23 protein-coding genes and 2 tRNA genes are annotated in these 25,702 nt (G+C 45.1%); 21 read left to right on the top strand and 4 right to left on the bottom strand.

Annotated elements, in window-relative coordinates; all coding sequences use genetic code 11:
• The first annotated feature begins 23 nt into the window (after positions 1–23).
• From ACJJIS_RS06645 to ACJJIS_RS06625, 5 genes are all read left to right on the top strand, one after another.
• Positions 24–1,481: an alpha/beta hydrolase family protein gene (locus tag ACJJIS_RS06645; protein ID WP_475709768.1), complete on the top strand. Its 1,458-nt coding sequence runs from the start codon at positions 24–26 to the stop codon at positions 1,479–1,481.
• Positions 1,482–1,546: 65 nt separating this feature from the next.
• On the top strand, positions 1,547–2,653 hold the full coding sequence (locus ACJJIS_RS06640) for a sensor histidine kinase (RefSeq protein WP_475709767.1): 1,107 nt from the start codon (positions 1,547–1,549) through the stop codon (positions 2,651–2,653).
• A 3-nt stretch (positions 2,654–2,656) separates the two neighbouring features.
• Positions 2,657–3,373, top strand: coding sequence for a LytR/AlgR family response regulator transcription factor (locus ACJJIS_RS06635; RefSeq protein ID WP_475709766.1), 717 nt, complete (start codon positions 2,657–2,659; stop codon positions 3,371–3,373).
• Positions 3,374–3,655: 282 nt separating this feature from the next.
• A complete protein-coding gene (locus ACJJIS_RS06630) occupies positions 3,656–4,159 on the top strand; it encodes an ester cyclase (protein ID WP_475709765.1) in 504 nt (167 codons plus the stop codon).
• A 117-nt stretch (positions 4,160–4,276) separates the two neighbouring features.
• A complete protein-coding gene (locus ACJJIS_RS06625) occupies positions 4,277–5,560 on the top strand; it encodes a condensation domain-containing protein (protein ID WP_475709764.1) in 1,284 nt (427 codons plus the stop codon).
• Between the two features lie 158 nt (positions 5,561–5,718).
• On the opposite strand, the gene ACJJIS_RS06620 is transcribed toward ACJJIS_RS06625, so the two are convergent.
• A complete protein-coding gene (locus ACJJIS_RS06620; protein WP_475709763.1) occupies positions 5,719–6,012 on the bottom strand; it encodes a hypothetical protein in 294 nt (97 codons plus the stop codon).
• 357 nt (positions 6,013–6,369) lie between these two features.
• Between ACJJIS_RS06620 and ACJJIS_RS06615 the strand changes: the two genes are divergently transcribed.
• Positions 6,370–7,611: a patatin-like phospholipase family protein gene (locus ACJJIS_RS06615; RefSeq protein ID WP_475709762.1), complete on the top strand. Its 1,242-nt coding sequence runs from the start codon at positions 6,370–6,372 to the stop codon at positions 7,609–7,611.
• A 50-nt stretch (positions 7,612–7,661) separates the two neighbouring features.
• Here the strand turns inward: ACJJIS_RS06615 and ACJJIS_RS06610 are convergent, their stop codons facing one another.
• The 3 genes from ACJJIS_RS06610 to ACJJIS_RS06600 form a co-directional block, all read right to left on the bottom strand.
• Positions 7,662–9,389, bottom strand: coding sequence for a SulP family inorganic anion transporter (locus ACJJIS_RS06610; RefSeq protein WP_445361991.1), 1,728 nt, complete (start codon positions 9,387–9,389; stop codon positions 7,662–7,664).
• 97 nt (positions 9,390–9,486) lie between these two features.
• Positions 9,487–9,900 carry a protein tyrosine phosphatase family protein gene (locus ACJJIS_RS06605; protein ID WP_475709761.1) on the bottom strand — a complete coding sequence of 138 codons (414 nt, stop codon included), beginning with the start codon at positions 9,898–9,900 and terminating at the stop codon, positions 9,487–9,489.
• 55 nt (positions 9,901–9,955) lie between these two features.
• Positions 9,956–10,834 carry an MBL fold metallo-hydrolase gene (locus tag ACJJIS_RS06600; protein WP_475709760.1) on the bottom strand — a complete coding sequence of 293 codons (879 nt, stop codon included), beginning with the start codon at positions 10,832–10,834 and terminating at the stop codon, positions 9,956–9,958.
• Positions 10,835–10,926: 92 nt separating this feature from the next.
• Here ACJJIS_RS06600 and ACJJIS_RS06595 point away from each other — a divergent pair, with 92 nt between their 5' ends.
• From ACJJIS_RS06595 to ACJJIS_RS06525, 15 genes are all read left to right on the top strand, one after another.
• Positions 10,927–11,241: an ArsR/SmtB family transcription factor gene (locus ACJJIS_RS06595; protein ID WP_282932131.1), complete on the top strand. Its 315-nt coding sequence runs from the start codon at positions 10,927–10,929 to the stop codon at positions 11,239–11,241.
• A 4-nt stretch (positions 11,242–11,245) separates the two neighbouring features.
• Positions 11,246–11,689, top strand: coding sequence for a YeeE/YedE family protein (locus ACJJIS_RS06590; RefSeq protein WP_444897843.1), 444 nt, complete (start codon positions 11,246–11,248; stop codon positions 11,687–11,689).
• Positions 11,689–12,123: a DUF6691 family protein gene (locus ACJJIS_RS06585; RefSeq protein WP_444959741.1), complete on the top strand. Its 435-nt coding sequence runs from the start codon at positions 11,689–11,691 to the stop codon at positions 12,121–12,123. Before ACJJIS_RS06590 ends, ACJJIS_RS06585 begins: the two co-directional genes overlap by 1 nt.
• A 95-nt stretch (positions 12,124–12,218) precedes the next feature.
• Positions 12,219–13,949 carry a SulP family inorganic anion transporter gene (locus tag ACJJIS_RS06580; RefSeq protein WP_444897845.1) on the top strand — a complete coding sequence of 577 codons (1,731 nt, stop codon included), beginning with the start codon at positions 12,219–12,221 and terminating at the stop codon, positions 13,947–13,949.
• Between the two features lie 66 nt (positions 13,950–14,015).
• On the top strand, positions 14,016–16,235 hold the full coding sequence (locus ACJJIS_RS06575) for an ATP-dependent helicase (RefSeq protein ID WP_475709759.1): 2,220 nt from the start codon (positions 14,016–14,018) through the stop codon (positions 16,233–16,235).
• Positions 16,236–16,295: 60 nt separating this feature from the next.
• Positions 16,296–16,784, top strand: coding sequence for a DUF1993 family protein (locus ACJJIS_RS06570; protein WP_475709758.1), 489 nt, complete (start codon positions 16,296–16,298; stop codon positions 16,782–16,784).
• A gap of 248 nt (positions 16,785–17,032) precedes the next feature.
• Positions 17,033–17,674 (top strand): outer membrane beta-barrel protein, encoded by a 642-nt coding sequence (locus tag ACJJIS_RS06565; RefSeq protein WP_475709757.1) that lies wholly within the window; start codon positions 17,033–17,035, stop codon positions 17,672–17,674.
• Between the two features lie 251 nt (positions 17,675–17,925).
• Positions 17,926–18,002: transfer RNA gene (locus tag ACJJIS_RS06560), tRNA-Arg, on the top strand.
• Positions 18,003–18,808: 806 nt separating this feature from the next.
• The gene (locus tag ACJJIS_RS06555; protein WP_475709756.1) at positions 18,809–19,606 is read left to right on the top strand and encodes a potassium channel family protein; all 798 of its coding nucleotides are present in this window, start codon (positions 18,809–18,811) and stop codon (positions 19,604–19,606) included.
• Between the two features lie 693 nt (positions 19,607–20,299).
• The gene (locus ACJJIS_RS06550; protein ID WP_475709755.1) at positions 20,300–21,325 is read left to right on the top strand and encodes a hypothetical protein; all 1,026 of its coding nucleotides are present in this window, start codon (positions 20,300–20,302) and stop codon (positions 21,323–21,325) included.
• A gap of 190 nt (positions 21,326–21,515) precedes the next feature.
• Positions 21,516–21,592, top strand: a tRNA-Arg gene (locus ACJJIS_RS06545).
• Positions 21,593–21,711: 119 nt separating this feature from the next.
• Positions 21,712–22,695 carry a right-handed parallel beta-helix repeat-containing protein gene (locus ACJJIS_RS06540; protein WP_413662625.1) on the top strand — a complete coding sequence of 328 codons (984 nt, stop codon included), beginning with the start codon at positions 21,712–21,714 and terminating at the stop codon, positions 22,693–22,695.
• Between the two features lie 157 nt (positions 22,696–22,852).
• On the top strand, positions 22,853–23,167 hold the full coding sequence (locus ACJJIS_RS06535) for a hypothetical protein (protein ID WP_413662626.1): 315 nt from the start codon (positions 22,853–22,855) through the stop codon (positions 23,165–23,167).
• Positions 23,167–23,709 (top strand): hypothetical protein, encoded by a 543-nt coding sequence (locus ACJJIS_RS06530; RefSeq protein ID WP_444911155.1) that lies wholly within the window; start codon positions 23,167–23,169, stop codon positions 23,707–23,709. Before ACJJIS_RS06535 ends, ACJJIS_RS06530 begins: the two co-directional genes overlap by 1 nt.
• Positions 23,710–24,330: 621 nt before the next feature.
• Positions 24,331–25,491: a patatin-like phospholipase family protein gene (locus ACJJIS_RS06525; RefSeq protein ID WP_475709754.1), complete on the top strand. Its 1,161-nt coding sequence runs from the start codon at positions 24,331–24,333 to the stop codon at positions 25,489–25,491.
• The last annotated feature ends 211 nt before the right edge of the window (positions 25,492–25,702 follow it).

Genomic DNA, 25,702 nt, shown 5'->3' with positions numbered 1-25,702 from the left:
CAGAAGAAAAAGATTCCTCTAAGATGGCAAGCATTCAGCAGGTGAACACAGAGAGAATAGTTGTGCGATATATTCAAACTAGATTTTCAAAGACAAAAGCAAAGTTAAAGTCGCTTTTCTTAGCCGCCGGCCTGTTTTCTACTACAGCAAGTGCTGGTGGCATTGATGGAGAATGGAAGGCCACTATCCAAACAGAGAGTGACAAGGTACTTCCGATTGTCCTCCATTTTGATCAGGATAACGATAAATGGACGGGCGTACTGGATAGCCCTTCACAAAATGCCTATGGCATAGAGATGTCATCCTTGGACATTAGCGGCAACAACATATCCTTCGAAATTGAAGACTTACAAATCAGCTACGAGGGGGCGTACAACCCAGTAGTTGAGCTTATGTTCGGATCATTTACTCAAGGGAAGTCACAGACTCTTAACTTCAGAAAGATAAATACTGCTAAACCGGATAACCGTCCACAAATACCAACAGGCCCCTATCCCTATACCGTTGAAGAGGTAAGTTTTAAAAGTACAATCACAAATAATATAATCTCTGGAACATTGACCAAACCAAACTCAAGGATAAAAGCCACCGCGATCCTGATTAGTGGTTCGGGGCCGCAAGACCGGGATGAAACCGCATTCGGCCATAAAGCATTTGCGGTAATTGCCGACTATTTAACCCGGCAAGGGTACGCGGTATTGCGTTATGATGAACGAGGAATTGGTGACTCTACCGGGAGTTTCTCCACGGCAACTACCGAAGATTTTGCCAATGATACCAGTGCAATTGTGGATTATCTGAACAGTCGTAACGATCTCCCCAAGGGTAAAACGGGCTTGATTGGGCACAGCGAGGGGGGGATGATAGCCCCCATGGTAGCCAGCAGTCGTGATGATATTGCGTTTACAATTCTTCTCGGCGGTCCAGGGGTTAAACTACAAGAGCTCTTTTTCGACCAGTGGCACAGGGATAGAAAGCACAGCGGTGTAACTGAGAAAAACCTACAAGAGTTACGCAAGCTTGATAAAATTATTTTTGAACAATTTGCTCATCTTCCCATTGGGGGAACTATCAGTGATGAGTTGCACCAATATCTCTATAAGACTGTTGAACTCGAAGGCTTGAAAGGAGGCAAACTGGAAGCTCAAGTTGAGGTACTTAAAAAACAGTATTCCACCCCTTGGTTTCGTTATGCATTGAGCTTCAACCCTGAGCCCTATTTAGAGGGTACAAAATGTCCTATTTTGGCTCTTAACGGCTCACTGGATTTTCAAGTTGATGCGGAAATGAACTTGGGCAATATAGAAAAGGTGTTGATTAAATCTAATCATAAGGATTATGAAATTATTGAACTCGATAAAATGAATCATCTCTTTCAAACAGCCGAAACAGGTAACTATGCTGAGTATGCGGAAATAGAGGAAACCTTTTCCCCTATTGCACTTGAGACGATGTCAATCTGGCTGAACGAGAGATTCTGATTTTATTTTCAACTAAACTCTGTGGCCCCAGAACAAGGGGCCACTTTATTAACATGTATTAATTTATGAAGTTACTGAAGTCCCCCGCACCTACGCCAAAATTCTTAGTGTACCATTTTGGCGGCTGGCTAATATTCGCCCTAGTGAACTCCATTTCTCGCGGGTTACTTACCGATGAAAATTTCGAGCAGCTCGCCATACATGCACTCACTCTGATATTAACCTGCGGAGCTTTAACGCTAATCATCCGGGAAATGATTTATCGCTTTGACCTCTTAGATAAAAACTGGAGGCAACAGTGGCCCTACTTCTTTCTATCCTCAATATCACTCGCATTTTTATGTGCCTATATTTCAGTTATTTTTCTATTCTCATATTATAATTTAATGGGATATACCACTCCCGGCTCAATTTGGCACAACGTACTTGGCAACTGGCTTATCATGACTATTTTATTAGTAAGCTGGACCCTAATTTATATTACAGCAGTTAATCAAGACCGTTTACTCAAAGCTGAACAGGAAGCCATTCAACTTAACCTACAGCTCAATGAGGTTAAAATGGCAGCACTTATGGGGCAGCTTAACCCACACTTTCTATTCAATGGACTAAACAATATTCGGGCCTTAATTCTTGAGGATGCTACTAAATCAAGAACGATGCTGACAAACCTCTCTGATCTACTGAGATATACATTGATGGCACATAAACAGAAAACCGTGCCACTCAGAGATGAGCTGGAAATTGTTTGTCAATATATCGACCTCCTCAAAATACAATATGAAGATCGTTTGACTTTCAAGTTGATAACTGATCCAGAGTTGATGGGAGAACGAATCCCTCCTCTTATTATCCAACTGCTCACAGAAAATGCGATACGCCACGGAATTGAAAAGTCCAAGCATGGCGGTGAAGTAACCATAAGAGTATCCCATGAAGAGGAACAACTAGTCATCACGGTAGCTAACCCAAGGACCTTAGAACTAAACGCACCTATAGAAACAAAGCTTAGCAAAAAGAAAAATGAAAATACCGGGTTGGGACTAGCAAATATACAAAAACGATTGACTCTTCAATATGGTAACAACACATCCTTCCAGATAAAGCAACAAGGGCAGCAAGTTATTGCCCAATGCCATATTCCTACTTCATCTCTACAGTTGGCGGTATAATAAGTGAAAGCCATTATTATTGAAGATTCCAGACTCGCTCGCAATGAATTGAGAGAGCTGTTAAAGCCTCACAAAAATATTAACCTAGTTGCAGAGGCAAAAGATTGTGAGCAGGCAGTTTCTCTGATTTCTAAAGAACAACCAGACTTACTTTTTTTAGACATTAATCTACCAGATGGGACAGGCTTCGATATACTAGAACAGCTTGAAACTGCACCCCAAGTTATTTTCACAACGGCTTATGACGAATACGCCATACAAGCATTCGAAGTCAACGCATTAGACTATCTCCTCAAACCAATCAACCCGGAAAAATTAAAGCGGGCCCTTAACAAAACACTAAGTGATTCTTCCTTACAGGATGATAATCACTCATCGAACTACCTAGACACCAACAACAAGATCTTTATCAAGGACGGAGAACGTTGCTGGCTAATAGAAATAGGAAATATCCGTTATTTTGAAAACTGTGGAAATCATGCTCAAGCATTCTTTGATAACAACAAACCGTTTATTTATAAATCATTATCTAAAATTGAGCAGCGTTTAAATCCTGAGATTTTCTTTCGCGCCAACCGCCAGCAAATCATAAACCTGAATTTTATTCAGGATATTCAACCATGGGTCAACAGCGGACTACTAATAACGATGAATGATGGAAAAGAAATAGAGGCTGCAAGACGCCCCGCTACTCGCTTACGAGAAATGCTAAGTTTGTAGGTCGGCCGTATGACCTGCTGCCAGGTACCATGCTGGCAGCAGCATCTCTATTACTCACCTCGTATAAATACTCTGCTGCTAATCTGAAACATCAATTTTAGCGGCATACTTTTAATCCAGTAAAGTCTAAAGATGGACAGCTTGCCAAACTACCTGAATATCGATTCACCTTATGGAATATGTGTCCATAATAGGAGATGACACAATTCTTTACTCATTTTTAATGTCGTTTACAAGACGTCCTGAAACACACCCTAATTTATGTAGAAAGGAATCTATCAAATGTTCAAACGAGCTTCCTGTTTGGTTTTAACAGCCCTTTTATTCAGTATCACCAATTTGGTGGCGGCACAGCCAAATAACTTAGAAGAGAATAAAAAACTCGCAATGCAAGCTGTGGGGTTGTGGCTAAGCGGCAATAAGATAGATCCCAAGACAATTTTATCTCCTAACTATATAAACAACCTGGATTCTGCGACAACGGATAGCGCAGGCCCACAAAAGCGTAACCTCAAACAATTTGAAGAAGAGGTGGCTAAGTTTCACAAGGCTTTCAAAGACATCAAGGCGGTCAGTACCAAGCAAGTAGCTGAAGGAAATTTAGTCGCAACCCATGTTACAGTCAGCGCTAATCATGTCGGCTCGTTTATGGGGGAATCTCCAACCAAAAAAACAATCACCTGGGATGCCGTAGAATTCTCCAAGATTCAGGACGGCAAAATAGTCGAAGCTTGGGTCACTTGGGATAAATATGGATTCCTAAAGCAGCTTGGTGCACTGAAGTAGTCAATTGCGGAGTAATACTATCCTTGACAGCAACTCAGGATACATTCCCGAATGCGGCACTCATGCTGCTCTGACCCCAAATAATCAAGATCGTCGATATTTTGATCGGTGTCTTTTATGAGTTTAGAAACTCCATCTCGAGAACTTGGCCCACAAGAGGCCTTATTTATAGAGATGACAAGACTCTCCTATGGTGGCTTACAATTTGTTTCTTTCATTAGAGTCTGCAAATCGTTAAGTGTTGACACTTTACGCACAGGATTAGAGTACCTACACAAACGCCACCCTCTTCTACGCGCTCGAATCCAAAGAGGGGAAAAACTTCGCTGGATTTGCGACGTTGACTTCAATGATATCCCGTTAAATATATGCCAAGTTGGTGATACCCTCAATTTAGAGGATGAGTTTAGAGATCACGGCATAAACTGCCTGGACAGTGAAAAATATGTATACAGCATAAAGCTCTACCTCAACAAAGGAGGTCTCGTAGAGTGGATTTCCGTCATCAATATTCATGCGGCATTTGATGGCAGATCAGTAATGACTATATTTTCAGATTTAGACAAATTTCTGCGATCTAACGAAACACTTGAACAGACCAAGTCACTACCACTACAAGAGAGTATTGCAAGCCAGCTAGAGTCAGCTGGATACTATGGAGAAAAAGAAGTTGAACATAAGAACACTGACGATTTCATCTGGCCGGTAGAAAAGCAAGTCGCCCCCAAAGAGCGCAAGTCCTGTGCTATTTCATATGTTATGCCGCCAGAAAAAACTCAAAAACTCGTCAATTGGGGCAAGAGTAACGGCATAAAAATTACTGCAATTTACTGTGCCATTGCATCTATTGCCGCGCGAGCAGTACCGGTTGACAAAAAATTAACAGAAGTCACTTTATCGATGGATGCCAGGGGGCTATGCTCCCCTAACATTCCCTTAGGACATATTGGAGCCTTTTCCGAAACTGCTAGCTTGAAGCTCCCCCCAAATATAGAGTCTGCCAATGTTGTTGATGTTGCCAAAATGCTACAAAATCAAATCATTTCGGTACTGCTCAAGCAAAGACCTATGAGTAAAAATCTCAGCTCAGACTATAAGATGAGCGATATAACCCATATGGCTACTGAAATCACAGCACAGCACAAATCATTTCCCGCAGGGATTATTGTTTCCAATGGAGGCAGCATACCCTTTTTAGCTGATGAAATGGAGTACTTTGAAATTCAGATGCCGATGATTACTCTAACTAACGGCATTAATCCATTAATGGCTGCAACCTTTACCACTTACCGTAATTCGGTCTTTGTTTTTGGGTATTGTGAACCATTGATTAGCAGGCATAGTATTGATTTATTTGTTAATGAATATATGCGTATATTAAATGGCCTTATTTCGGAATAGCATTCCATGCAAGCAAATACTTTAAGCAAACAACCTTAAAATGGAAACCCTGAAAGCAGCCATTAAAAAATTAACTCTTATACAAATAAGCACCTCACAAACCCGCTAAAAATCAACTTGCTCTTTGAAGTGCCAAGCAATTATTTATATTAGCAAAGCTACTTAATCTGGAACATATTGCTCATCCCATAAGCTGAATAAATTTCTTGCATCGTCTCTTCTGTGGCCTTGTTAATTTTCCCAATCATGGAATTTAATCCTGTACCATCAACAGTTGTTCCAAATGAATGCTTACCAGGCTGAACAATTAGAGACTGAATGCCAAATTGAGCCAGCTCCACGCGGTAGTTTTCTCCGATTCGCTCTATCGCGTGCTTGGTAGCATTATATGAGCCAATAAAAGGTAATACGAATCCTCCCCTAAACACTTGACTTGTGGATAACAGCTCCACTACTACGCTGTTTCATTTGCGGCAAGACCGTGCGAATTATTTGTTACAACCCAAACACATTAATTTCAAAAACCAAGATATATAATCTAGCCGCATTACTTCCGCTAGATATCACTGCATATGCTATATCAATAGAAAGGCGGAGCTTACCAGCGTCGGATTTCGAGACAAGTCACCACCATCTAGAACAATTACACTTTCTACTTAAGCTCCGCGTAAACTCCTTACTATATTTCTTATAGATTTTGTTTTATTACCATTCAGTCTTTGAAGATATAAAATAAAAGTTACTATACCTTTGGGAGTTTGTCTTTAAAAAGGCAAAACCCATAAGGAATAGATGGTTTTGGGTACAACATGGCAAGTAAGTTCAACGCCTCTTTCAAAAAGACTATTATTGCACTTGTGTATCTTGCTGTTGGTTATGCTTTTTTCGCCTACGTTTATAACAATTTTTTTACGCAAACAACCACATTCCCCCGAGAGTCGGTCACGTATGATCTTACTCACAATACCGATTATCTCCAGCAAAAAGACACGATTAATATCCTCGTCGTAGCAGGCGGAGGAGTCAGAGGCTTAATTCCTCTACATGTACTGCAGTATATTGAAGACAAATTAGGGAAGCCCCTTGATCAGGTGTTCGACGTTTTTTCAGGGGTTTCCACTGGAGCCATTATCGCAACAGGCCTCAATATTCCTGATGAAGCTATTCCCAGCAGAAACGGGCAAAAGCTATCCCATCTCGACTATCTGGTTGATATCTATGAGAACGAAGTAAATTACCTTTTCTCTCCCCCTTGGTATCACAAGTTCCTAACCGCAGGCGGTCTGTTTTCACCCTCTTACTTTGGCAGCCGATTACATGAGGTAATGGAAAAACATTATACTAAAGACCTTAACTTTACTGAACTTGAGAACTACGTAATCATTCCTTCTTTAAACTTAAAGGACGGACAGATACATCTTTTCAAGAACAAAGGTGAGACAGTTAATTATCTCCCCACCGATCGGCTTTATCAATTAATGACAGCTGCGGTAAGTGCTGAAACTGCTTTTCCGCCTGTCGTATTCAATTATTCAGAAGATGAAGGTATCCAGCATTGTGAGCCTGAATTTTCAGAATCGGAAAACGAATCCCAATGTGTGTTTGCAGATGCAGCTATAGCTATGAACAACCCGGCCAGTATGATTCTTCGAGATGTTATCAACGAATTTCCCGATAAAAATTATTACATCCTGGTATTAGGTGCTGGCAGCCCTCGACTCCTTAGCTCAACAACAAACTACGACACATTGAAAAACTGGGGACAAATAAACTGGTTTCGAGATGCATTAACAAATATGCAGCGCTCAATGGATACACACCAGCTCCATACACTGGAAATTGCAAAGTCTTTATCTGAAGAAGGGAGGATAGAATACGACTATCTAAATATCGAAATTCGAGAGCCTTTTATCGGCATATTTGAGCATAAGAAGCTCCCAAAGTTAAAGGACTATTCAGACCAACTAATCAAAGACAATCAGGCCCAAATCGATCTAATTATCGACCATTTAAAAAGTGAGAGCATTAAAAATTCAAGTGATAAGTCTTGACAGGTGACTCTTAAATCAACAAGGGGGAAACCTAGAAGGTTTCCAGGCATCTATGTGTTACCTCCTTGACTCACCTGTATATTTACAAATGCCTGGTACTGACTTAAAAATACTTCGCCAGAGAGCTTTTGTAAAAAGCTACTTTTCTCCAAACGATCCATCACCGGACCTTTAACTTCAGAAAGATGAAGTCGAACACCTCTATTAAGTAAGATACTGTTTATACTTTCCAGTACTTCTAAGGCGCTCCAATCAATTTCATTGACTGCACTACACATCAGAATAACATGCCTGACCTGGGAATTACCTGCTAGACGGCTATAAATACGCTCTTCCAATGAACTTATATTAGAGAACATCAGACGGCCATCTACTCTAAAAGTAAGAATCTCAGAAGCAGTTTTAACTGGGTGTCGATCTATATTGCGGAAATGCTCAGTGCCTTCGATTAATCCCACCTCTGCAATATGAGGCTTTGATGCGCGCCAAATGAATAATAATAGCGATGCACCCACTCCACAGAGCACCCCCGACTCAACGCCAAATAATAGAGTAACGAAGATTGTCACCGCTACAGCAAGAAAATCCGCCTTGGAAAATTGCCAAGTTTTACGCAAGATAGAAAAATCTACCAGTGAAAGTACTGCAACAATAATAGTGGCAGCAAGAGTAGCTTTCGGAAGAAAATATAGTGGTGACGTTAGAAAAAGAGCCGTGAATCCAATGCCTATTGCGGTAAATAGGCTGGCAAACTGTGTTTGTGCTCCCGCGTCAGCATTTACAACTGAGCGTGAGAAGCCACCACTTACCGGAAATCCACCAGAAAAACCTGCCCCAACATTCGCCAATCCTAGAGCCACCAATTCTTGGTTGGAATCAATTCTTTGTCTACGTTTTGCGGCTAAAGTCTTTGCCACGGATATCGATTCTACATAGCCGATGATAGCAATCATTAGCGCAGGTAACGCAAGTGACTCAAATAGGGAAAGCGACAGCTTTGGCAAGCTAAATTGAGGCAGCCCCGAAGGAACACTGCCAACAAGGGCTACTCCCCATGCTTCAAGGTTAAAAGTATATGAGAAGTACACGGTTATCAGCACTGCTACTGCGGGGGATGACTTAGACAGAAGATTAGCGGTATCAGCTCTGATTCCTAATCTTTGCAATAGTTTTGCCGCACAAGCTCTAGATAGGTATAGAAATAGCACCACCCCCAAACCGACTAACAAGGTCAACTGATTATAGCCTCCCAATTTTTCAAACAAGCCAGGCAACAGCTCTAATATTGTATCTCCATGGACCGATAGCCCCAGCAATTGGGTAATCTGATTAAGTGCAATTAATAATGCAGAGGCAGTTATAAAGCCGGAGATTACCGGGTGTGATAAAAAGTTAGCGAGAAAACCTAACTTTAATATACCTAATACTGTGAGAATTCCTCCAGATAAGAGCGCCAATATCGCTGCTGCAGTGAGGTAGTCCACCTCACCGCTCGCTGTTACCTTTCCAAGAGCAGCGGCGCTCATTAAGGAGATTACCGCTACAGGTCCTACGGATAGTGTTCGACTGCTGCCTAACAAGCCATAGACTAGCAGCGGAACAATACTCGCATAGAGGCCCACCTCAGGTGGCAATCCGGCAAGCAAAGCGTAAGCAAGGGACTGGGGAATAAGGAGCACGGTAACAATTGAAGCCGCCAGTAGGTCCTGGGTTAGCAGCTGCCGATTATAGGAGTGAATAGTAGCCAGAATGGGAAACCATCTGGTGAGATGCTGCATCGCCATGATCTGTTTTCCGCTCTGGCCTTACGGCCTGAGTTCTATCGCCTTAAAAGAAGGGGGTGAATTGCAGCACCGAAAGTGCTGCACTTTAGAGCTAGGGTTCAATCGATATCAGCACAGCGCCAATATCAAATCCTGCGGCCTGTGCCTGGGAATTGAGCTGCTTTTTATCTGCCCCCATCAGGATCTTGGCACCGGCCCATACCTGGCTGGAACGATTTCCCGTCCGGCAAAACGCGTGCACTTTGTCTCCTTCCTGCAAAACATCACGAAATGCCTCGCAGTGATTCCGCATCAAACGTCCGCGAGTAAAAGGAATAGCCACAAATTTAATGCCCACCGCCAATGCGGCCTGCTCCATTTCCACATAGGAAGGGTGAGTCTCACTCTCACCTTCCGGGCAATTGCATACTACAACTTGCACCCCACTCTGAGCCAATGGCACCATACTTTCACAGGTTATATGCTCAGAAACGCTCACCTGTTCATCTAATTGTTTAATATTCATTGTCACCTCAGTTCTATGCATTCAACTGAATTAATATATCGATCAATAATTTCGTCTAAAGCTGATTAAGCGGCACTTTCAAATAAACGGTGCCATTCGATTCTGCCGGGGGCATTTGCCCCGCACGAATATTCACCTGCACAGACGGTACTATCAGCCGCGGCACAGATAAAGTGGCATCGCGCTTGCGGCGCACCGCGACAAAATCTTCCTCGGCAACCCCATCGCGCAAATGAATATTCTCCCTGCGTTGCTCTCCCACGCTGGTCTCACACTGATAGCCCCGTTTACCTTTAGGCGGGTAGTCATGACACATAAACATGCGGGTTTGGTCGGGAAGGGACAAAATCTTACGCACTGAACGATACAGCTCTGACGCATCGCCGCCGGGGAAGTCACATCGCGCACTGCCAACATCCGGCATAAATAAGGTATCGCCAACAAAAAGCGCATCGCCGATTAGCCAGGCCATATCTGCAGGGGTGTGACCGGGACTGTAAATCACTTTCGCTATCAGCTTACCGACCTGGAAGGTTTCACCATCCTTAAAGAGATGATCAAACTGACTACCATCTGCCAGGAATTCCCGCTCAAGGTTAAATACATCGCGGAAGATTTTCTGCACCTGGCAAATGTGTTCACCGATCCCGATACGTCCACCCAATTGCTGGCGTAAAAACGGTGCCGCTGATAAGTGGTCAGCATGGGCATGAGTCTCCAGTATCCACTCCAGAGTCAGGTCTTTCTCTTGAATAAATGACACCAGCTCCTCAGCACCTCGGCTACTGGTGCGACCCGAGGCTGAATCAAAATTCAGCACAGAGTCCACAATAGCGGCGGAACCCCCTTTCCTGTCGTACACCACATAGCTCCAGGTTTCTGTATCCCGATCCAGGAACGGCTGCACCCGGGCACAGTGTTCTTCATGAGCCATCTTCTGCTCTCCCGTATTCACTACACCAACAATATACAATGTGATATTATATAAAACAATATATTGTAATTGTGTAAATTGATTTAGTTCCTATGCCTGATACTGAACATCTCGATCTCAACAAAATGCGCGATTCCGCTGGCCAGGCGGCAGCGATGTTGCGCTCCCTGGCCAATCAGGACCGCTTGCTACTTCTATGTCAGCTCAGCCAGGAAGAGTTAAATGTAGGCGAATTGGAAGAGCGCCTGGGTATTCATCAGCCAAGCCTGTCCCAACAACTGGGTGTCCTCCGTCGCGAAGGCCTGGTCGAAACACGCCGCGAAGGAAAAAACGTCTTCTACCGGGTTGCAGACCCGCGAGTACTCGCCCTGCTGCAAACCCTTTACCAGCTCTACTGTGCGGAGTAATCCCATGACCATCGATTGGACCGCTTTCACCCCGGGCACTGCACTCGCCGGGGGGCTACTGATTGGCCTCGCCAGTGCCGCTTTACTCGCCTTCAACGGTCGTATCGCAGGTATCTCCGGCATCATTGGCGGACTGCTTGACCAAATCCAGGGTTCCCTGTGGCGCCTGGCCTTTATCGGGGGGCTATTGATAAGCCCTCTTGCCTGGAAAATCTTTGCAACAGTGCCCGACATTGATATCCAGGCAGGTTATCCCACCTTAATTGCAGCGGGATTACTGGTGGGCCTGGGCACGCGGATGGCTTCCGGTTGCACCAGTGGCCATGGTGTTTGCGGCTTGTCCCGACTCTCCACTCGCTCGCTAACCGCCACCCTGACATTTATGGCTGGGGGCTTCGCAACCGTGTTTCTAATGCGACACCTCCTGATCAGCCAGCTGGGGCAATGATGATGAAAACCAATATCAGTGCACTTTTGGCCGGGCTCACTTTCGGCCTGGGGTTATTGCTCTCCGGTATGGCCAACCCGGAGAAAGTTCTGGGCTTCCTCGATTTAGCCGGCGCCTGGGACCCCTCTCTGGGACTGGTGATGTTTGGCGCTATCGCCGTGGGCCTGCCACTATTCCATTTCATCAGACGGCGGGGACAGTCTATCTGGAAGCAACCGCTTCACCTGCCGGCAAGTAACCAGGTTGATCGCCGATTGGTATTGGGCAGCCTTCTATTTGGCGCCGGCTGGGGACTGGCGGGGTTTTGCCCCGGACCGGCGATTGTCGCTACCGGGGCGGGACAACTTAAAGCGGTAATTTTTGTACTCGCCATGCTCACGGGTATGGGGATATTCCAACTCTTCGGGATCAAGCGTACTGCCGCAGTGGAGTAACTTGCGCCCAAGCACAACGGTGAGGCAGCCGCCGTCTATCTTGTTTGAGCAGTTCACACAATTGCGGCAGGAAGAGAGCGGAAACAAGTGTAAGGATGCGGCTACTCCACCTAATCCCTCCATGGCTTCGACGCTACCAGCCCAAGTGGCTGGTGGGAGATAGTGTTGCCGCCCTCCTGGCCAGCATGATGCTGATCCCACAGGCCCTCGCCTATGCCGCACTTGCCGGCCTACCCCCATATCTAGGGCTCTACGCTGGGCTGCTCCCATTAATAGGATACGCACTGTTTGGCTCCAGCTCAGTGCTGTCCGTCGGCCCGGTGGCCGTGCTCGCCCTAATGACCGCTTCAGCTCTCACCCCCATAGCCTCACCGGGCAGTCCCGAGTACATTTCCGGCGCCATATTATTAGCACTCTTGAGTGGAGTAATCCTGCTATTAATGGGGTTTCTTGGCCTCGGTAGCCTCGCTAACCTCTTGAGCCTTCCGGTTGTTGACGGTTTTGTCTCCGGCGCCGCGCTGCTGATTATTGCCGGGCAGTTTGCCCCCTTGCTGGGAATATCAAGCAATGGGGATACGGTTCTCGAAATATTGATCAGCACCTTTAACCACCTGCCCGAAACCGATCGGGAAGCAGCTCTGCTAGGGCTCATTGCACTGGCCAGCTTAATTGCCGCCCGTCTAGGTTTGCCCTTCCTGTTCAGGAAAATCGGGGTCGGCCCAGCACGATCCAAATTGCTTTCGCGGTTGGCGCCCATGCTTATCGTGGTGATTGCCATTGTGCTTACCACTATTTTTCACTGGGAGAAAGAATTACCCGTTGTGGGAGTTATTCCCGCTGGCCTACCGCACTTAAGTATCCCCTCTATTAACCCGGGGCTGATTTACAAACTGCTTTTGCCCGCCCTGATTATTGCCCTGCTCGGCTTTGTCGAAAGCTTATCTATTGCCCACTCTATCGCCCAGCGGCGCGGCGAGAAGCTCAACACTAATGCGGAACTACGGGGACTGGGTGCCTCCAACCTTCTCAGCGCATTTTCAGGAGGATTTGCGGTAACCGGCAGCTTTGCACGGACAGCCGTTAACGATGAGAGTGGAGCAAAAACCCCTCTCAGCGGCGTGATAGCCGCAGTGCTAATAGCCCTGCTACTCCTGTATGCCACCAAAGTCTTTACCGAGCTACCAATCTGCGTGCTAGCTGCCACCATCATTGTTGCAGCCGCAAACCTGATCAACTTCCAGGGTATGGCCCACCACTGGCGCTACGACCGCACCGATGGACTGGCTATGGCCGGCACATTTCTCGGGGTAGTGTTTTTTGGCGTGGAGACCGGGATTGCCCTGGGCGTCGGGCTCTCATTCGCCACATTGATCTGGCGAGCCAGCCGGCCACATATCGCTGTTGTGGGGCGTGTACCGGGTACTGAGCAATTCCGCAATGTACTTCGCCATACGGTGAAAACCGACTCTGAGATTTTGTTCCTGCGTATTGATGAGAACCTGTTTTTTAGCAACATCAATGCGATTGAGGAGCGACTTTTTGTAGAGATAAAGCGACATCGCAATACCCGCCATATGGTGCTGATCTTATCGTCTGTTAACCGGATCGACAGCACAGCGATAGAGCGTCTGTTACAAGTAAACCGGGATTTACAGAATCGAAATATCCAGCTGCATCTGGCTGAGGTAAAGGGGGCTGTACTGGATCGCCTGGGCCACTCCAAGTTACTGCAGGAATTGAGCGGCCGCGTGTTCCTCTCCCCCTACATCGCAGAGCTTGCTCTGCGCCACCATCAAATCTCCGATAGCGACAAACCATCCGAATAAGGTTGCGCGACTTGTAAGACAGCATCAAACACTGGCAAAATATCCAGTATTTGAGCAAAGAGCGCGATGGGCGGAAATAACCTTACCTCTGAACAGCAGGCAATTGCAGATCATGCCGGTGGTCACGCCAAGATCATTGCCGTTGCCGGCTCTGGCAAAACCACTGCTCTGTTGCACTACATAAAGAACCGCCTTGATGCAGGTATCGCCCCCGAACGACTGCTGGTATTAATGTACAACCGCAGTGCTCGGGAGGACTTCGACCGCCGCTTACGGCAGCTGACTGAAGGCTCGACACCAGCGGTACATACCTTTCACAGTGTTGGATATCGTTTATACCAACGCATGATCGCCAATGATCATATCGCTGCTGCCAACCTATCCCCCCTGCCCCAATCCACAATCCAATTACAAATCTGGAAGGCCATTGAAGAGTGCGCGCCCACTCACGAACTCGAAGAGATTAGAGCACGAAAGCAATCTGAGATTGAGGCCGCTGAATTTTTTATTGACTACACCAAAACGATTCTGTCGGGAGATCTCAGCGCATTTCAGGAACTGAAGCTCGGCGATGAATACATGTATTTTCTGCAGGTGTTTCGCACTTTTGAAGCTTGGCGCCGCAGCCAAAATGCGGTTACCTACGCCGATCTGATTTATGACCCAGCCATACTGCTCAGCATGGATGAGGAAATGGCCGAGCAGTACGGCAGCTATTACGAAGATATCCTGGTGGACGAATACCAGGACATCAATGAGATACAACACTTTTTATTGCGAGTTCTCTACGGAAAGTCTGGCAACGTCATCGCGATTGGCGACCCAGACCAAACCATTTACGAATGGCGAGGCTCCAAACCAGATTTCCTGCTCACATTTTTCGATGGGGATTTTCCCCCCTCGAATATTTATCACCTGAGCCGCACTTTCCGTTATGGCCACCAATTATCCCTGGCCGCCAACCACTTTATTGAGAACAATCGCGATCGCGCCGATATATTCTGTGTTTCAGCCAATGAAGATCAGCAAACAGAAATCGAGTTGGTAAAAACCGATAAGGAGGGGCGCTGGCTTGTAGAGCACCTGCGCCGATGTCAAAAGCACGGCCAGTCACTCAGGGAGGTCGCCGTATTGGTGCGGCTGTGGTCTATCGCCGCTCCTATTGAACTGGCACTGCTGGCCAATAATATTCCCTACCGTTCAGCAAGCCGCAACACCGTCCTTTCGCGCCGGGAGCTCCGCCCCTTATTTTGGAGTTTAAATATTGCCTCCGGTCGATTCGCCGAACTTCCTCCCAAGCGTCGCCAGCAGGGACTTTATGAATGGCTGACCTCTCCCCATGTGCGTATTCCGCGCAAAGTCCTGGAGCCCATCTGTTCCTCTCTGGCAGCGCTGGACAAAGGCTGGGGCAAGAAGCTAATTGCCCTGCTACCTGAAAACCTGAGCAAGCCCCAGACCAAACGCTTGCGCCAACGGGCAGACCTGCTTACCCAGATTGAGAACTGGCGCGGTCACGCCGGAGAGCTACTGCGTCGCCATATCGGTGAACTGGAACTTCTCAGCGGAATCGCTGACGACGCCTTCACCCGCCAACAAGGGGAGGAAAGGCAGCAAACCATCCTCGCTTTCTGCAAATATCTGGACACACTGAAGCAGCCGCCCGCTGAAGCCCTGGCACATCTACAAGAGCTTCAACGCCAACACCGGGAGGGTGAACAAACCGAAGCGGATGCTATACAAATAACGACTATGCACCAGGCTAAAGGTTTGGAGTGGGAACAAGTGATTATCCCCACCCTCACCCAGCACAATATGCCCTATCAGCCCCAACGGGACTTCAGCACACCCGCGTCACTGGAGAGCGAACGCCGCTTAATGTACGTGGCGATGACCCGCGCCAAGTCAAAACTCTTCTTGTTGGCCCCTGCAGAAGACTCCAAAAAGAATGATCCCGAGGCTTCGCAGCCTTCATTATTTATTAATGAAATGCAGCTTCCTTTAAGTAAATTGATGGCAGACTCCCTTAAGGAGCGCCCGGAAAAAATCGACACTGATGTGCCGGTTTCACGCCAAGCGCTCCACTATTTAGAAGCTTGCGATTACAACCCCACTATCAGTGCACCCCGGGCACCAATACGAAAACCAGAACCTGGAGAGGGGCTGCGGCATCGAAAACTTGGCTATGGAAGGGTTTTGGGATGGGAGGACAAGCGTATCGAGGTTTTATTTAGCGATGGAAAAGCTCGGCGGTTTGATTGGGAGACTTTGTCACAATATCTGATGTAGCAATACCCAGGAACGTGCGCACCAAAAAAATTAATTCACTCCGCTGTTATCAGGTTACCTATGCAAATATCTATCAAGAGCCTTCTTCATAATCATCTTTCCCAACTGCTTTCCATTACGACTAAAATTCCACAGGAAATATTTCACAAGCAGCTGGCACCTGACATGTTCAGCTTAGCCGAGAATGCAAAAATTGCAGCCAATTTTTCTCTTCGCGGATACTGCCCACTCGTTGATCAGAAAATTGTGATATTTGAAGAAGATGGGAATACAAAGGAAATTATTCTGAGAACTATCCAGAAAACACTAAATTATTTAGATTCTTTACCCGAAGCAACCGATCTGGACAGCAGTAAAAGAATCAATGATAAAGCAGGTTTTACAACCGTAAATCTCCCACAACCTCAATATATCCATCAATATATACTTCCAAACTTACTATTCCATATAAGCATGGTATATGCAAATGCACGCCACTGCGGTGCAACCCTTAGCAAAGGCGATTTTGATGGGTTCCACAGCTATCCAGCTGAATTTAGCTTTATGTAAAACTCACCAAAATACTTCAATACCAAATTCTACCAGCCCTTTACTATCAAACTACTTCGCCGAACATACACCCTCACGGCATTAACCAGAATATCACCATGAGTCGTAACTATTACTATGGTGCTAAGAATTCAGACTCAGAAATTTCACCTCATTTAAAATAACTTGACCAAGTTCATAAAAAAAAATATAAACGCGATACAATTCGACATCTACACCAAACTTTTCATGGAATAGAAGTAACCGGTATGAAAATCTCCAAACTATTATTAGTCCCCTTAGCTCTAACAATCTCTAATGCCACTTTAGCAGAAGAGAACCCGTTCTATATCGGGTTTGGCTTAGGCTACTATGACCTTGATGGCCAGAAGGCTCAGTCCGATCATTACCTTGATGGCCAGCGCTTTGGCGATCAAACAAATTCTTTAAATATTTATCTCGGGTATAAATTTAACCCGCACTTCTCTGTAGAAGCAGCATACAGCAATTTTGGCAGTGCCTATGACGAATATATCGCCTCGGTTAACTATTATGACGAATGGGAAGGAGAGTACAAACATGCCTACATCGCAGATGACGAAACACTTAAGGTCAGCAGTTTTCAGTTGAGCGGTGTCGCTCACTACCCCGTTCTCGAAAAACTAACCTTGAGTGCGAATCTTGGTGTTTCCTACACCAAAGTCGACAGTGAGTTCAGACCTGTATCCACTTGGTGGTCACTCATATCTCCAATTGAGAGATACAGTGAAAAAGATGTGGATCTAACTTACGGCCTTGGTGCTACCTATGACTTTACCGATAAGTTCTCAGGAAAGCTTCAGTGGAAGACAATCGATAACGACATCGTAGCCGTTAACGGGTTTGACCTATCGCTGGAAGCCCGCTTCTAATCCACCTTGCAAACAGGAGGGGCTACAGAGAAAGCAGCTGCAGCTCCCTTCACTTACTAGAGTTAAGAACAATCAAATGCCTCTCAGCCACCTAGAGGTAACCGGGAGCCAATCGGCAACCAAGAAAATCTCGGCTTGCACTAAATACCCCCAAAATGCCTAATCTTTAGCCAACACAATGATTTTTAAGGGTTTTTTCATTCTTTAGGTTGACTTGCACCAGGGGCATCTATAATATCCGCACCCGTAACGCGCTCGTAGCTCAGCTGGATAGAGTACCTGGCTACGAACCAGGCGGTCGGAGGTTCGAATCCTCCCGAGCGCGCCATACAAACAAAGGGCTTATGCTTAACGGCGTAAGCCCTTTTTTGTTATAGCGCGGTAAAACCCGCATGCATATATCACCGCCAGCACTACCTTTATGCCTGAGTCGGCCCCACCGCTATCAACTCCCCCAGAACTCCACCATAAGGCATCCGTCACCGGGCCGTAATACAAGAACTTCTAGGAAGTATTCCTCACCTTGAACCCATTGCTGGGAGCTAGTGATGGAATTGGCCGTTCACTGCCAGAAACATAAATTGCCAGTGATATAGATAAATTTATATAAGCAGGGGCTGAGCCAGCTCCTCTTTCCCAAGAAGAAAACCAGCGATTGGGTAAGTGGTAGATTTTAACTGAGTTCCACTAGCAATAATTAATTGGACGAACCGCAGTGGGTAAATAGCCAACGAAAAGCCATTATTAGATGCAATAGCATTACGTATCAGGACCCGCTTCTAAAGAGCAATAATTATATCCCCTCGTGTACAGGCAGTTTTAGGTGTTAGAAAAATTGAGGGGCGAGCTTCTCGATGATATAGCCAACCTCTTCCCCATCAAGTCATGAATGTAAATGATGCTCTCAACATCACCACCAACCTATAAGCAATACACCTTGTAGTATCGACTCAATAATTCACAACTTAGCTAACGTTACTATGCTAATAGAAACGTAAGATCAAAACAGTCACCATAATCCAGATTGACTGATTGCAAGCAGCCCTCTTTTAAACTTGCTGGCGCGATCGTAATTATCCGAAAAGGAATGACGCAGGCACAAATTATATCGCTTATAGTTAATGAGCACAGAACATGACACATTTCCTATCTTTTCTGACATGGAAAAAAATACTTGTCGGCTATTTTTCAGCAATCTTCATCTTTGCCGCCATATATAGTGGGTGTGACTCCTGTATAAATGAAAAGCTCAATTTCACAAAAAGCATTTACTTCAGCATTGTAACTATAACGACTTTGGGCTACGGAGAAATTCACCCTATCAATGAACTCGGTTATCTACTAACCTCCATTGAAACACTGACGGGAATTGCAACATTTGGGCTACTATTGAATGAATTTACAAAATACCAATCAAACCGACAAGAAAAATTAAGACAAGAAAAAAGAGTCGAACAATTAAAAAATGCATACCACTATTTTCGAGTTCATATGGCCGACTTTTGTGCCGCGGCTATCAGCACCATAACTCACAAAGAACAAGCCCCAGCATCCTATGACATGATGGGTTTTAGAGCATACTTGGAGAACAACAATAATAGAAATGCAAATATCCTTAAGGAAGCCCTCCCTCGCGACTACAAGTTCAGAGTAATGGTCATGACGGAATACAAAATATATGCCCGACAAATAGAACTGGCTTGCTCAACGATAAATCTCCACGATACAAGGCTATTGGACTTCTTCTATACCCATATAAGCCAGTCTGTCCGACTTGAAGCTGTGAGTGAAGCATCAGAGACCTTATCGGAAACTCTATTCAATCTAATCAATGACATTATGGCAGGAGTCGATGCAAATGGAGACAGGCGTGACCGAGACATATATATGGGTTATATCAATTCACTAGAATCGCACGTTAGCCAAGGCTAATAAACCGCCAAGAGGTTAAGGGCAAACTAGATCCAAGCCTTAATATTTATCTCAACCATAAGTCATCCTGTTCGGGGTATACAAGGGCCCCACCTTAATAACAGATACTGCCGGACATGCTATATCCAGCTTCCAAAGTTCCAATTCAAGTATTATTTATCAGTAGCAAGTAGCAATTTTTCGAATTGTACTACGATTTAAGTCGGGAGAGGTCTGCTTAATGGCCTTTCATCTTCGCTGACAATATCCACTACTTAAAACCTAAGATAATTTTTAATAGAAGATATTACTTGGAATTTAATGGGCACTAAAACCTGAACTTTCTTCCTAGTAATTTAACACTGAGTTCCTATGGCAACTTCAACTCAGATCACCAACACTTTCCCTGCACCGATTGACCTGATCAAGATGTCGCGAGAAGGATGGCTGCACCGGGGTTACCCAAAGGGCTTCCCGTGAGACGAGTGACAGAGCATAAATGGGGTCAAGTTGCGTGAAGTCTTTCGCCAGACGCCTCCTACAATTTGATAGCCTCCTTTGCAGTATTTGGCTACAACTGCCCTTAGCGCCACTCAAAACAGCCCCCAATTTTGACACTATCAACTTCCCCTTAGAGGGCAACATAACCAAGTATGCGCATCCTACTGATATCAATCCAACTACTATTTCCATTTACACCCTAGAGGTCGCACTATGAAAGCAAATTTTTTAGTTATGGCAGTTGCACTTACTACTTTCAGTGCACATCTACAGGCAAATAATAATACTTCCATTGTACAGCAGACCGGTACCGGCAACATGGCAATGACGGATCAATCCGACTTCAGTACTCAGAACAGTACCATTCTACAAGTGCAAAATGGCAACAATAATTTCTCTGAAGCAACCCAATTTGGAACTACCCTTAATAGCTCCATCAGCCATACACAAATAGGCAATGCAAATACCAGCCTAAACTTAGAGCAGGAAAATGCTGAATTATCCAGTATGACTATCCTACAGAATGGTGATGGAAACACACTGTCAAATTTTCAGATTGATTCTATTGGAACTACATTATCCCAGACACTTTTTGGGACCAATAATGGAACAGCCGGCACGCAAATTCGCTCTTCTAATGACACTGCCATCTCCTTACAACAAGGCGATTCTAATACTACCTTGCTCACCCAAATAGATAGCACCGATAATTTCATGGATATGACTCAAGATGGTACTAACAATGTCGGAGTATCTATACAGATTGAAAGCTCACTGGGTACCGTTCAAATTTTACAAATCGGGGATCAAAATGAGAGTGGAATATCTCACAGCTTAAGCATTTCTGATTTTGCCAGCTCTACACAATTTGGCACTGGAAATATATTCAGCCTTGGTCAGAGTGCAGGCGGTAATAATTTTGCTATTGGAGATCAAGTTGGTGAGCTAAATACCGTGTCAGCCAATCAATCCAACAGTTCCTTTAGCCAATTAAATATAAGCCAGCAAGGCATGCAAAATTCACAAACACTGTTTCAGACAGGCTCAAAAATTAGCTCATGGACCACCCAAAGCGGCATGGAGAACTCTGTAATGTCGAATCAGAGCGGAATGAACCACACTTTAACATCCCTTCAAAACGGGACCCTGAACAGCCTCACAGCTAACCAAAGTGGAACCTCACAGCTTTCCAATGTGACCCAGCTGGGAACAAGCAATAGCGGAACGATTAGTCAGTAGTCGCCGTAGAGCCTCGAAAGCCTCTTATAACCTCTAGAAAGCCCTACCCACGGCTCCTGAGCCAAATCCCTTTGTGCGAAAGCAGAAACAGACAAACAGGCTTTACGGCCACCAAACACCAAAAAAGTGCTTCATATGAAAAAAATGCTTGACTCTACCTACACCAATCTATATTGTGCGCCTCCTCGACGCGCTCGTAGCTCAGCTGGATAGAGTACCTGGCTACGAACCAGGCGGTCGGAGGTTCGAATCCTCCCGAGCGCGCCATTTTCAAGGGGCTTACGTTTTTTGACGTAAGCCCCTTTTTTATTGCGACAACCTCAACACCAAAACACAGCTAGGCTTTGGATTATGGAAACAAGGAGAAGTTTTCAGGGGGTAGCGCCATGGATATCACGACTCTGAATGTACTTAAGCAGCTAGGTTTGTTAGCCGCAGTCTTTACCCTATCTACGGCCGCACTGGCCATTGAATGCGGCGACACTATATCTGAGCCCACCACTCTATCTCAGGACCTGAATTGCGAGTTGAGTATCGCCAATCCTGTAGCACTCACCATTGTAGGCCCATCAGGGAGCCTGAATATGGCGGAGTTTGAGCTTAGCTGCGTATCGCTGGACCCAACCCAAACAGATTTCTACGCAATAGACCTACAGGGCACCGCAGCATATCTCAGCAACGGCCAACTAACCAACTGCACCAATGGTGTCATCACCTCCAGCTCAGGCTTCCACTCCATCTCCAATATGGAAATAAATAGCGCTGTAAGAAATGCAATTTTGCTATTCGGCAACGGCAATACCATCACCAACGTCGATATTACAGGTCCTGCTACTTCAACCATCTCTGATGGTATTGAGGTTTTTGGCGATTACAACACCATTAGTCGCAGTACGGTACTAGGAGGCGGAGACGAAGGCATTGAAATCCTGGGAGACTATAACAATATCTCCTTTACTACCGTTTCTGGGTTTAGCGAGGACGGCTTCGAGATTGACGGCAACTTCACATTTGTATCTAACAGCATCATTGAGAATAACGGTGAAGCTGGAATCCTGATAAACGGTAATTTCAACAACATAGCAAGTAACAATGTGGCGGATAATGGGCAGGTGGGCATTAATCTAAGTGGCGGCTCAAGCAATTCGATTGCAAGCAACACGGTATCCAATAATGGGCTATCGATACTATCAAGCAATGGCGGTATTATCGTTACTGACTCGAATAGCTTAAACAACCGGATTACCGGGAATACCCTAAACGGCAATCAGCAATTTGACCTCGCAGATCCCTTTGACCCCGACTGCAATGAAAGAAATCTTTGGAGTGGAAACCAGTTCACTACTTCAGACCCCACATGCTTAGACTAACTACCCAAACTAGAGAAGTGGCTTGCGCTGCAAGGCCGGACACCTCCAGTCTCACGAAGGCTATATCCGGGGTTTAAACAGAAGCAAATAAGACTCAAGTACCAAAATTACTGTTCAAAGTTAAACCAAGTTGAATCAAGAGTCTCAATAGTTAAAAATGCATGAGGAGCTGTCAAAATCAGAAGTAAGGGACTACATGACTGATATCCTCAAAGATATACTTCAGTTCGTACAGAATGTGGGGCTTAAGAATGGCCTCTTTGTCATATTTTTCATCTTTGCGCATTACCTCCTCTTCTGGATGTACAGTGGGCGCCTGAAGGACCGACAAGTTGAAATTGACCGGCTTGCAGCAGATAATAAAGAATATAGGGACAGGTTTTTAAAGTTGATGGACAACGCCTTCTCTTATTCACCTCCCACTAGGAAAAACGCGCCCAAGAAGCCAATTAATGAAAAGGAGTTTGAGTAGTGCTCTATCTATTGCCGGCAATTGCTCTTGTCTTCATTTTCGCGAAAATATATCAGCTTCTGGAAGTAAAGAAGCATGATCAACACTTATTTGAGTTTTGTCAGCTACGGAGAGATACGATCGGCTATCTCTCCGATTCTTATACCGACCTATCAAGAAATGATTACATAGCCTTACGCAAGATCAATGATGCACTCAGCACCATCATTGCCGGATATAAAGAGCACAGAACGGTTGTGTTTAATCTCAGGTTATTTTCAGAGTATGTCAATCAGCTAAAAGCCTTTGAGAAAAAGGCCGAGAAGATATCAACCAGCAATCCAGATATACAAGAGTTACTAAACAGAGTTCATCAGTCTATATTTAATGCCTTTCTGGCATTTACCCCCTACCTAAAATCAGAACTCGCGTTCAATGTAGTGATGAAATTGATCTCTCTGGGAGTAAATGCCGGGGCCAATTCATTCAAGGCACACTTGCTAAGCCTTAAAGAAGCCAAAACCCTGCTCAATACATTTAAAAAGCATTCCTCTCCTTGCTGAGCCCCTCTTTTCAGCCACCGAGAGCTTTTTGGCTATTTGCATGGCAAGCGCTATCAAGGGCAAATTTGATACCAGCCAGTACGCCAAGCGCTGATATCAATCCTGCTGGGAGTCAGCCAATAAGGCTGGACTCTGTGGACACTCAAGATTCTATGCGTGAAAAGTAACTAAAGGCGGAATTTTCAGTCAAGCAAAAAGCACTGAAAAATTAATGGGTTAATACAGAAATACACTTATTTTTTGAAATGTGTATTATCCTAAATTAGGACAGCACTCCATCCAGCATCAAACTATTGATATTTAACTAAATAGTCATCTTCAGCTCATATTAAACCATCCGGTCATCATCGATATATCGATAATTTCGAAAAAATCGATATACGAAATAATCATTACCAGAAAACTGAAAATAAGACGCACAGACCTAGAAATCGCACTTTTTTCTCACCGAAAGCCCTTACAACCGAGAAAAAACTACGGACCGTTCAACCCATAAAAAGTAATATCATACGTTTTTTCCGCCCCCCCTTCTTACCCGACAAAACCCGCTCTCTCCATTTAGTCAATATCAAAGATTCGGTGTCTATATCCTTGCGACGTAAATACCTTATAGGTGCAGAAATGGAACTCAGTTATTTCCTTATTATATGTACAGTGATCATCGTGATTTTCACTGCCTGCGCCTATCTGTACAACTACATCCTTACAGCAAGCGCAACATTTTATCGCTCACCCGTGCAAGAGGATGAGACTGCGATACGCAATCATCTCAATGATAAAGATACGATCAACATACTTGTCATTGACGGTGGTGGTATCCGTGGACTCATACCACTATATGTCATTAAGCACTTGGAAAAAGCACTGGGGCAACCAGTTGACGAGCTTTTCGATGTGTTTAGTGGTGTCTCGACGGGCGCTGTCATTGTTACCGGGTTGAATGTCCGCTCATCTCACCTGGCTAAAAGCTATGCCAATGTCGATTCAAAAACAGACTTGCTTATTAACTTATACAAGTCGAAAAGTAATTATCTGTTTTCAACCCCTTGGTATCATAAACTGCTTACGGCATCCGGTCTTTTTTCTCCAAAATATTTGGGCCGCCGCCTTCACAAAGTGATGGAGAAGCACTATACACCAGAGCTTAACTTCACCGATTTGAAAAATTATGTGATTATCCCCTCACTCAGTGTAAATACTGGTGAACTTCACCTCTTCAAAAACCGAGGAGGAGATACCAGTGAGCTTCCTACCAACAGCCTATATCAACTGGTCACAGCTGCAGTTAGTGGGGTTTCACTGTTTCCCCCAGTTGGCTTTATGGCTGACAGCAAAGAAGTGGGCCATAAATACTTTGCCGACGCAGGTATTTCTGCCAACAACCCTGCAAGTGTTGCGCTCCTGGATATCATCAAAGAGTTCCCTCACAAGAACTACTATGTGCTGATTCTTGGGTCCGGCACCTCCCCGCTAACCAGTTCGCAGGTGAAATATAAAGACCTGAAAAACTGGGGCATACTACAGTGGGCACGAGATGCTATCTCAAGTGTTCAAAGATCAATGGATGAGCAGCAATTGCACGCCCTGGAAATTGCGTCATTACTCTCCAACAATGTAAAGATCAAATATGACTATCTCAATGTAGAGGTAACTGAACCCCATGTCGGTCTATTTGAATACGACAATATCGATTCACTCAAGATTCACTCAGATCGACTCATTAAAAACAATAAACATAAAATACAACAGGTAATTGACCAATTGGCCACTGCCAACGGATAAAAATCTCATCACAATGTAAGGCGGCAACTCAAAAAAAGTTGCCGCCTAGCCTAAGGACAGTGGCATTCACTCTATCAGAAAATACACGCTTAGCACTCATCATCTGCACACCCGCCTGCCAGCAAACCAACCAACAAATATTTTACTGATTTATCGCTAGTGACATTACTCTTCAGGAGCAAAATCAAACGGCGTTTAACCATGCCAAAGC

The sequence above is a fragment of the Microbulbifer maximicatervae (SeqCode) genome, from assembly GCF_056231245.1.
Note: the sequence above shows the minus strand (reverse complement) of the source record. Positions and strands in the feature narration are given on the sequence as shown.